An 8,187-nucleotide genomic window follows, 5' to 3' on the forward strand; every position below is an offset into this window, starting at 1 on the left:
GGGTAGCGCTGGGGCGAGGGTGGCAAGGCCGGCGGGCAGGGCGTCGCGCAGGCCGGTCCACACGCGCGGAACGAGGCCCCACCCATGCAGCAGGACCAGCGGCAGCGCGCTCAAGCGGCGTGCTCCAGTTGCATCAGTGCGGTGACGAGGCGCTCGACGTCCTGATGGGTGTGCGCGGCGGTCAGGGAAATGCGCAGGCGGGCGCTGCCTTGTGGGACCGTGGGCGGGCGGATCGCCGGCACCCACAGGCCGGTGTCCCACAGCGCGCGTGCGGCGGCGACCGTCTCGGCGTTGTCGCCGATCACGATCGGCTGGATCGGGGTGCGCGAGGGCATCAGCTGCCAGCGCTGCAGTTTCAGCTCCGAGTGGAGCTGCTCGATCAGGGCGGCGAGGTGGCGGCGGCGCTCGGAGCCGTGCTCGATGAGGTCGAGGCTCTTCAGCAGGGCCGTCGCGAGCGCCGGAGGGGCGCCGGTCGTGAAGATGTAGGTGCGGGCCTTCTGCATCAGCCATTCGACCACGTCGGCGTGACCGGCGACGAAGGCGCCGGAGACGCCGGCGGCCTTGCCCAGCGTGCCGATGTAGACGAGGCGCCACGAAGCGAGGCCCGCTTCGCGCAGGGCGCCGCGGCCGTCGGGGCCGAGCACGCCGAAGCCGTGGGCGTCGTCGACCATCAGCCACGCGTCGAAGCGGTCGGCCAGCGCGAGCAACTCCGCGAGCGGGGCGACGTCGCCGTCCATGCTGAACACCGAGTCGGTGACGATCAGCTTGCGTTTGGCCGTGCTCGCGGCCAGCGCGCGTTCGAGCGCGCTGAGATCGGCGTGCGGGTAGCGGTGCAGGTCGGCACGCGAGAGCAGCGCGCCGTCGACGAGGGAGGCGTGGTTGAGGCGGTCGGCGAAGATGGCGTCGCCGCGGCCGACGAGGGCGGGGATTACCCCGGAATTGGCCATGAAGCCGGTCGACAGGTAGAGCGCGCGTTCGCAGCCGACGAAGGCGGCGAGCCGGCGCTCGAGCTCGTCATGCACGGTGTAGTGGCCGCTGACCAGATGCGAGGCGCCCGAGCCGCTGCCCCAGCGGTCGGCGCCAGCCTTGAGCGCTGCGGCGAGTTCGGGCTCGGCGGCGAGGCCGAGGTAGTCGTTGCTGCAGAAGGCGAGCATGTCGCGGCCGTCGACGCGTGCGTGCGGGCCGCAGGGCGTGTCGAGGCTGCGGCGCACGCGGCGCAGGGATTGGGCGTCGAGTTCGGCCAGGTCGGCCTTGAGTGAATCGAGCAGCATGAGCGGTCAGGCCAGCGCTTCGGCGAGCGCGACTGCAGCCCCGGCGACGAGGTGGGCGATGTGGTCGTCGTCGAGCACGTAGGGCGGCATGAGGTAGACGGTGTTGCCGATCGGGCGCAGCAGCACGCCGTGTTCGAGAGCGGCCGAGAAGAAGCGGCGTGAGAAGTCGGGGCGTTCGCACGCGACGTCGAACGCGAGGATCATGCCGCGCTGGCGCAGGTGGCTGACCGCCGGATGGTCGCCGAAGCGGGCGCGGACCGCGTCGCCGAGGCGCTGGGCGAGGCCGCGGTTGGCGGCGAGGACGTCGTCCTGCTCGAAGATGTCGAGCGTCGCGAGGGCCGCGCGGCAGGCGAGCGGGTTGCCGGTGTAGGAGTGGGAGTGCAGGAAGCCGCGCGTCGTCGCGTCGTCGTAGAAGGCGGCGTAGACCGTGTCGGTCGCGAGCACCAGCGACAGCGGCAGGTAGCCGCCGGAGATGCCCTTCGACAGGCAGATGAAGTCGGGCCAGATGCCGGCCTGCTCGCACGCGAAGAAGGTGCCGGTGCGCCCGCAACCCACCGCGATCTCGTCGGCGACGAGGTGCACGTCGTAGCGGTCGCACAGCGCGCGGGCGAGGCGCAGGTATTCGGGGTCGTACATGACCATGCCGGAGGCGCCCTGCACCAGCGGTTCGACGATCAGCGCGGCGGTTTCTGCGTGGTGTGCCGCGAGGTGCGCTTCGAGCGTCGCTGCGGCGCGACGTGCGACGTCGGCCGCCGATTCGCCGGGCTCGGCGAGGCGGGCGTCCGGGGTCGGCACGATGCTGCCGGCGCGTACGAGCGGGGCGTAGGCGTCGCGGAAGATCGCGACGTCGGTGACGGCGAGCGCGCCGACGGTCTCGCCGTGGTAGCTGCCGGCGAGGCTGACGAAGCGCGATTTTTCCGGCCGGCCGACATTGCGCCAGTAGTGGGCGCTCATCTTCAGCGCGATCTCGGTCGCGGAGGCGCCGTCCGAGGCGTAGAAGGCGTGACCGAGACGGTGGCCGGTGAGGGCGGCGAGGCGCTCGGAGAGCTGGACCACCGGTTCGTGCGTGAAGCCGGCGAGCATCACGTGTTCGAGCCGTTCGAGCTGGTCGCGCAGGGCAGCGTTGATGCGCGGGTTGCAGTGGCCGAAGAGGTTCACCCACCAGGAGCTGATGCCGTCGAGCAGGCGCCGTCCGTCCGCATCGATCAGCCACGGCCCCTCGCCGCGCACGATGGGCACCAGCGGCAGATGCTCGTGCTGCTTCATCTGCGTGCAGGGGTGCCAGACGGACTTGAGGGAGCGGTCGAGCAGGGAGGCGTGCATCAGGGGTTCCGGCCAAGGGGAACCATTAAATGTCGCGCAAGCGGGGTTTCGTGTCAAACCCCGGGGACAGGGCAATCGCATGATCCCGTCCAGCGCGGGGCGCCGCCGAACCGGTCAATCCGGGCGTCGGAATCGGCCCAAACGCCGCGTGGCGGGATACGCTGCGCTGCTCCCGCCCTACGATTCGGTCCAATCACCAGCAACGTCGGCACGTGCAAGCACGGGGATGGCATGAATACGGGCGCCGCTGCCGGGGTGGCGCCAGGAGAAGGCGGCCGCGGCAGGTTTTGCTAACATGTGCCATCCCCAACCCGAAGAACAGATCCCCATGATTTTCGTGATTTCCCCGGCCAAGGCGCTCGACTACGAAACGCCGCCGGTGACCGATGTGCATACGCAGCCCGACTACCTCGCGGATGCGGCCGAATTGATCGCCGTGATGCGCAAGAAGTCGCCCGCCGAAGTGTCCGCGCTGATGGATATTTCCGACCAGCTGGCGACGCTGAATGTGGCGCGCTACGAGACTTGGGCGCCGCCGTTCTCGCTCGCCAACGCGAAGCAGGCCGTGCTGGCCTTCAATGGTGACGTGTATGACGGCCTGGATGCGCCGACCCTGTCGCCGGCGGAACTCGAATGGGCGCAGGCGCATCTGCGCATCCTGTCGGGCCTGTACGGCCTGTTGCGGCCGCTTGACCTGATGCAGGCGTATCGCCTGGAGATGGGGACGCGGCTGGCGAATCCGCGCGGAAAGAACCTGTACGCCTTCTGGGGCGACAAGCTGACCGTGGCCCTGAATGGATTGCTCGCGCAGGAACGCGAGGCGGGGGCGGTGCCGGTGCTGGTCAATCTGGCTTCCGAGGAATACTTCAAGTCGGTGGTGCCGGCGAAGCTCGCGGCGCCGGTCGTGACGCCGGTGTTCGAGGACTGGAAGAACGGGCGCTACAAGATCATCAGCTTCTACGCGAAGCGCGCGCGCGGCCTGATGTGCCGCTACGCGATCTGCAAGCGCGTCGAGGACGTCGAGGGGCTGAAGGGCTTCGATCTGGACGGTTACGCGTTCGCGCCCGATGCGTCCGACAAGGACACGCTGGTGTTCCGCCGGCGTGTCGAGTGAGAGGCGGACATGAAGATCAGCCATAGCTTCGACTCCGGCGCGATCGAGGTCCTGAGCCTCGACAATCCGGAGGACATCCGCCTGCGTCTGCGCGCGGACAATGCGGCGGAGTTTCGCCAGTGGTTCCACTTCCGCGTGCAGGGGGCGGCGGGACGCAGCCTGCGCATGGTGTTCGAGAATGCCTCTGCGGCGGCGTACCCGGACGGATGGCCGGAGTACCGTTGCGTCGCGTCCTATGACCGACGCAACTGGTTCCGCGTCGCGGCGACACGCTACGAGGACGGCCAGCTGATCGTCGAGCATACGCCGGAGCACGGCAGCGTCTATTACGCGTATTTCGAGCCGTATTCCTACGAGCGCCACCTCGATCTCGTCGGATGGGCGGAGACCTCGCCCTTCGCGCATGTGGATAGCGTCGGATCGACGATCGAAGGGCGCGAGCTCGACCGCATCGTCGTCGGGCGGGAGGCGCCGGCACACCGGCCGGTGTGGATCATCGCGCGCCAGCATCCGGGCGAGACGATGGCCGAGTGGTTCATCGAAGGCCTGCTCGAGCGACTGCTCGATGCGGCGGACCCGGTCGCGCGGCGCATCCGCGAACGGGCCGTGCTCTACATCGTGCCGAACATGAATCCGGACGGCGCGATCCACGGCAACCTGCGCACGAACGCGGCGGGGCGCAACCTGAACCGCGAATGGCGCACGCCCGACGAGCAGGCGAGCCCGGAAGTCTTCCATGTGCGGAATGCGATGGAGGCGACCGGCTGCGAGCTGTTTCTCGACATTCACGGTGACGAGGCGCTGCCCTACGTGTTCTTTTCGACCGCGGAAGAGGTGCCGGGCTTCACCGCCGAGTCGGCAGCGCGGCAGGCCCGACTGGTCGCGGCTCTGTCGGCGGCAAGTCCGGACTTCCAGACCGAGCACGGCTACAAGCCCGGGCGCTTCGGCGAGGAGCTGTTGACGCTGGCGAGCAAGTGGGTGGCGCACCGCTTCGGCTGCGTGTCGCTGACGCTGGAGATGCCGTTCAAGGACAACGCGAACATGCCCGATGGGCGTACGGGCTGGAGCAGTGCGCGCAGCAAGCGGCTGGGCGCGGCGATGCTGAACGCGATTCTCGCGCATCTGGAAGGCAATTGATGCGCGATGCCGCAGAGTGAGCGGTTTTGTGGGAGCGGCTTCAGCCGCTCCCACGGACCCGGGCGGGTCCGGCCGGTACTACGCGAACAGATTGAGCAGGCCGTCCAGACCGACGTGGTCGAGGCGGCAATCGGCGATCTTGCGCAGCACCGGTTTGGCGCGGAAGGCGACGCCGAAGCCGGCTTCGGTGAGCATCGGGAGGTCGTTCGCGCCGTCGCCGGCGGCGATGACCTGATCCGGTCGCAGGCCGAGGCGTTCGCGCGCGGCTCTCAGGTGGGCGGCTTTGGCGGCGCCATCCACGACGGGGCCACTGACGCGCCCCGTGAGCTTGCCATCGACCACTTCGAGCTGGTTCGCGTGGGCTTCGTCGAAGCCGAGGCGGGCCTTGAGGCGGTCGGTGAAGTAGGTGAAGCCGCCCGACACGAGCACCGTGTGGATGCCGGCCGACTTGAGCCCGCGCATCAGCCGTTCGGCGCCGGGATTGAGCTGAAGGCGCCGTTCGTAGACCTCGGTCAGCGCGGATTCCGGCAGGCCGGCGAGCAGGCTCACGCGGCGGGTGAGAGATTCGGTGAAATCGATCTCCCCGCGCATTGCGGTCTCGGTGATCGCGGCCACCTCGGCCTTGAGGCCCTGCATGTCGGCGATCTCGTCGATGCACTCGATGTTGATCAGCGTCGAGTCCATGTCGGTGACGAAGAGGCCGAAATCGGCGAGCCGGCGTCCGGGGCGGACCCAGGCCCAGTCGAGCGCGGCGGTGGCGCACACCGCTTCGATCTCGCCGTTCTCATGCCCGCCGCAGAGGCGGAAAGCCTGCGGGGTGATCTGTTCGATGGCGCTGGCGCCGGTGAGCTTTGCGACGGTTTTCAGGGCGACCGAATCGACATCCTCGCCCTGCACGACTAGATTCATTCGGCGCGGCTCCGGCGTTGCAGTGCTTCGCTCAGGACGGCGTGCGCCTTGCGGATCATGTCGGCGGTGTCGTCCCAGCCGACGCAAGCGTCCGTGACCGAGCAGCCATACTTTAGCTGCGACAGATCGGCGGGAATCGGCTGGTTACCCGGCTCGATGAAGCTCTCGATCATTAGGCCGACGACCGACTGGTTGCCTTCGCGGATCTGGTGGATGACGTCTTTCATGACCAGCGGCTGCAGGTCCGGCTTCTTCCACGAGTTGGCGTGCGAGCAGTCGACGACGATGTTTTGCGGCAACTTGGCCTTCGCGAGCGCCTGTTCGGCGAGCGAGATCGACACGGTGTCGTAGTTCGGGCGGCCGGCGCCGCCGCGCAGCACGACGTGGCCGTAGCGGTTGCCGCGCGTGCGCAGGATCGCCGACTGACCCTGGCCGTTGATGCCGAGAAAGCTGTGCGGGTGCGAGGCGGAGACGATGGCGTTGATCGCGACGTCGAGGTCGCCGTCGGTGGCATTCTTGAAGCCGACCGGGGTCGACAGGCCGGACGACATCTCGCGGTGGGTCTGCGATTCGGACGTGCGTGCGCCGATCGCCGTCCACGAGATGAGGTCGCCGTAATACTGCGGCGCGATCGGATCGAGCGCCTCGGTGCCGGCGGGCAGTCCGATCTCGTTCACGTCCATGAGGAAGCGGCGCGCCTTCGCCATGCCTTCGTCGATGCGGAAGGAGTCGTCCATGTACGGATCGTTGATGTAGCCCTTCCAGCCGGTGGATGTGCGCGGTTTCTCGAAATACACGCGCATCACGAGCAGCATGGTCTCGGAGACTTCGTCCGCAAGCGCCTTCAGGCGGCGGGCGTAATCGACGCCGGCGACGGGGTCGTGGATCGAGCATGGGCCGACGACGACAAAGATCCGGTTGTCCTTGCGGTCGAGAATGTTGTTCAGCGCCCGGCGACCGGCCAGAACCGTCTCGGCGGCCTTTTCGGTCAGTGGGACGCGCGCCTTGATCTCCTCGGGCGAGGGCATGTGATCCAGGGCAACGATGTTGAGGTTTTCGGTATTGGCGACAGGCATGGCGCGCTCCGCAATGCAGCAAAGAGAAAGATTGTAACCCGAAGCGCGGAGGCTCCGGGACGTGGGAGCGCACCCGCCGTGTCAGCCCAGTGCGGCGGGCGTTTGCGTCGCGAGTGCCTGTTTGCGGGCGGTTGCGGCACCGAGCAGGGCGAAGCCGAGCAGCGTGCCGTCAGGCGCGAGGTACTGCGCTTCGACGCCCCCTTCGAGCCCCCCGTCGCCGTCCGGTTGGGGCTGGATCTGCCAGCGGCCTTCCGCGTTCGCGGCCGGGGGGCAGACGACGGTCGGGCACGCGGGGGTCTTCACGACCACGGGCATCGCGGGATAGGCGACCGGCGTCAGCTTCCCGGCCAGCGTCGCGGCGAGCGCGCGGGCCTGGTGCATGATGGGCATCACGAAAGGCAGCACGAGGCCTTCAACCTCCGCGCAGTCGCCGAGTGCGTGGATGTGTGCGTCGGTTGTGGCGAGCAGGCGGTCAACGCGGATGCCGCGATTCACGGCCAGGCCGGCAGCGCTGGCGAGCGTGGTGCGCGGACGCAGTCCGACTGCGGAGAGCACTAGATCGCCATCGAGGACGCTGCCGTCGTCGAGCGTGACGCGGTAGGCGTCGCCGTTGCGTTCGACGGTGGTGGCCGAGACTGTCATCCGGAAAGTGACGCCAGCCGCTTCCAGCTGCTGGCGGAACCACGTGGCCGCGCCTTCGGGCAGGAGGCGGCCCAACGGCCAGGCGGCGATGTCGATGACGGTCGGGGCGATGCCGCGGGCGAGCATGTCGTTGGCGAATTCGCAGCCGATCAGCCCCGCGCCGAGCACGACGACGCGCGTCGCGCCATCGAGCCGCGCGGCAAAGCGGGCGAAGTCGTCGAGGTCGTTCACGGAAAGGATGTCGGCCGCGCCGTCGCCGCCGATGGGTAGGCGGATGGGATCGGCACCGATGGCGAGGACGAGGTCGCGATAGGCGATGCGTTCGCCGCTCGTCAGCACCGCGATGCGGTTTGCCGCCTCGATCGACGCGATCTCGACCTGCGGACGGATCGTCGCGAGCACTTCGCCGGCCATCTTGTCGGCGGATTTCATGACGAGGCTCTCCGCCGACCTGTTGGCCGACAGCGCGTTCGACAGCATGGGCTTGGAATAGAAGCCCGCCGCGTCGCGGCTCAGGATCATCAGCGGGGTGTCGCGGTCGAGCTTGCGGAATTCGCGCGCGAGGTTGTACCCGGCGAGGCCGCTGCCGGCGATGACGATGGGGTGGGTCATGAAGGCGATCTCATCCTGGATGTTGTGATTCTTGGGGCGCGCGGATGGCGGGAGTGGCCTGCCTCCGCCCCGTACGACATTGGGGTCGGGGGTGGATCGGGGC

Annotated in this window: 7 protein-coding genes; 2 read left to right on the forward strand and 5 right to left on the reverse strand. The window is 68.6% G+C overall.

Annotated elements, in window-relative coordinates; translation table 11 throughout:
- Positions 1-110: 110 nt before the first annotated feature.
- Together bioF and GPA27_RS27315 are read right to left on the reverse strand one after the other, a co-directional pair.
- Positions 111-1,271 carry an 8-amino-7-oxononanoate synthase gene (gene bioF, locus GPA27_RS27310; RefSeq protein WP_169143564.1) on the reverse strand — a complete coding sequence of 387 codons (1,161 nt, stop codon included), beginning with the start codon at positions 1,269-1,271 and terminating at the stop codon, positions 111-113.
- A gap of 6 nt (positions 1,272-1,277) precedes the next feature.
- Positions 1,278-2,594, reverse strand: coding sequence for an adenosylmethionine--8-amino-7-oxononanoate transaminase (locus tag GPA27_RS27315; protein ID WP_169143565.1), 1,317 nt, complete (start codon positions 2,592-2,594; stop codon positions 1,278-1,280).
- A 328-nt stretch (positions 2,595-2,922) separates the two neighbouring features.
- Between GPA27_RS27315 and yaaA the strand changes: the two genes are divergently transcribed.
- Together yaaA and GPA27_RS27325 are read left to right on the forward strand one after the other, a co-directional pair.
- A complete protein-coding gene (yaaA, locus tag GPA27_RS27320; RefSeq protein ID WP_169143566.1) occupies positions 2,923-3,708 on the forward strand; it encodes a peroxide stress protein YaaA in 786 nt (261 codons plus the stop codon).
- A gap of 9 nt (positions 3,709-3,717) precedes the next feature.
- Positions 3,718-4,845, forward strand: coding sequence for a M14 family metallopeptidase (locus tag GPA27_RS27325; protein WP_169143567.1), 1,128 nt, complete (start codon positions 3,718-3,720; stop codon positions 4,843-4,845).
- A gap of 78 nt (positions 4,846-4,923) precedes the next feature.
- On the opposite strand, the gene serB is transcribed toward GPA27_RS27325, so the two are convergent.
- The 3 genes from serB to GPA27_RS27340 all read right to left on the reverse strand — a co-directional run.
- The gene (gene serB / locus GPA27_RS27330) at positions 4,924-5,754 is read right to left on the reverse strand and encodes a phosphoserine phosphatase SerB (RefSeq protein WP_169143568.1); all 831 of its coding nucleotides are present in this window, start codon (positions 5,752-5,754) and stop codon (positions 4,924-4,926) included.
- Entirely contained in the window at positions 5,751-6,830 is a 1,080-nt protein-coding gene (locus tag GPA27_RS27335) for a 3-deoxy-7-phosphoheptulonate synthase (RefSeq protein WP_169143569.1), read from the reverse strand. The genes serB and GPA27_RS27335 overlap by 4 nt, the downstream gene beginning before the upstream one ends.
- Before the next feature lie 81 nt (positions 6,831-6,911).
- Positions 6,912-8,187, reverse strand: a 1,276-nt coding sequence (locus GPA27_RS27340; protein WP_246261522.1) for an NAD(P)/FAD-dependent oxidoreductase, incomplete at its 5' end; no start/stop codon positions are given.

It is taken from the genome of Aromatoleum toluolicum, from assembly GCF_012911005.2.
GTDB lineage: Bacteria > Pseudomonadota > Gammaproteobacteria > Burkholderiales > Rhodocyclaceae > Aromatoleum > Aromatoleum toluolicum.